The organism is Moorena sp. SIO4E2 (assembly GCF_010671945.1).
In the GTDB taxonomy this organism is placed as follows: Bacteria; Cyanobacteriota; Cyanobacteriia; order Cyanobacteriales; family Coleofasciculaceae; genus Moorena; species Moorena producens.
In genome coordinates this window covers 1-1,272 of the sequence record NZ_JAAHIE010001289.1, presented here as the reverse complement: position 1 = coordinate 1,272, position 1,272 = coordinate 1, and the positions used below count along the sequence as shown (strand labels likewise).

1 pseudogene is annotated in these 1,272 nt (G+C 42.8%); it reads right to left on the bottom strand.

Features of this window, described 5'->3' with window-relative positions:
* Positions 1 to 141: 141 nt before the first annotated feature.
* Positions 142 to 1,011, bottom strand: a pseudogene (locus F6K37_RS43055) (TauD/TfdA family dioxygenase); the annotation flags it as partial.
* Between the last annotated feature and the right edge of the window lie 261 nt (positions 1,012 to 1,272).

The window sequence follows — 1,272 nt, the reverse complement described above, 5'->3', positions numbered from 1 at the left end:
TACAAAGATGGCCTTCCTTTGATGAAACGACTAATTCAAGCTCGTTGCTCTATTACTGCTCCTCCTACTCTTCCGATACCTCTCTAAACCTGACCAAACGTCTTTCCAAAAGAGCCACACCCAATCCATATATGCTGTTTCCAGGTGTCTAGAGCCAGAACTGGCGTCAAAAGCTTTACGTCCGTGTAGAATTCGGAAATTCTGCACTAACAAGCAGTCTCCAGGTTGCATCCGAAAACAGTATTCGTAAGCCGGTTTTTTTAGGTAGCGAAAGAATCCATAGTAAGCTTCATAAAAGCTTTCCATCTGCTCGAATGGTAAATCTAATCCCAAATTTTTGTGGCTGAAGAATATGTTAGTTACTTCCTCAGTGTCGTTTAGTTTGATAATTGGCTTTGTCTGGGAAACATAATAATCCCAGTCCTGGTAAAGTTGCCAAAAGGTGACAGGGGTTTGAGTTAAAATTTCAAAGTAGTGGGGATGATCTTGACGAAAATCCTGAGCCACACGAAAACCGTCTACTACGGTGGACTCACCCCCACAGGCTTCATTTTCTACACAATAGAGTAGTTGGACAATGGGTGGGGTAGGCAAGAAGGTGATATCGGTATGGGGTGATAAGGCATTACCCGCTGCTGAGAGAGACAAGTCTTGACCATTTGGGATAGCCTTAACTGTGGAGTAGCGTCCGTATTGAGCTAGATAGTAAATTGGTCCAATGGAAGAGACGAAAGTCTCTAACTTCTCCCAAGGCATTTTTCGCAATAGGGTAAACCCTAGGGTAGAAAGTTGATTCATCCAGAATTCAAAAGAACCATTACTATATTCACACCACTCTGGTGGATTGGCATCTAACCAAGCTTTGTCCCAAAGTTGCTTTTCCCTAGGAGATAACCTAGGTTCCGGTTTGGGGTCGTAGGCACGACTCAGGAGCCAAGATCGGGGAAAAATACTGCGGTGGGGAGGGTCTTCATCCCAGTCAATGATGAGTTTTTCATCTTGGAACTGCACGGATTTGGGTTTTGGCAGTTCTAGGCGATCGCTGAGATCGTTAATTTTCTGAAACGAACTAGGATGATAACACCGAGGACACAAACAATGGTCATATAACCAGATGTAATGAAAACGCTTCCCGTCAAGGGTTAGGAAGCGATCGCTTTCAATTAACTCTTTATACTGTAATTTCCTTTGTTTTTATGTTCCTTCTAGTTTGATACCAAGAACTAGCAAACTTTATATGCCCAGACTTGTAAATAAATATCTGGTTCAGCT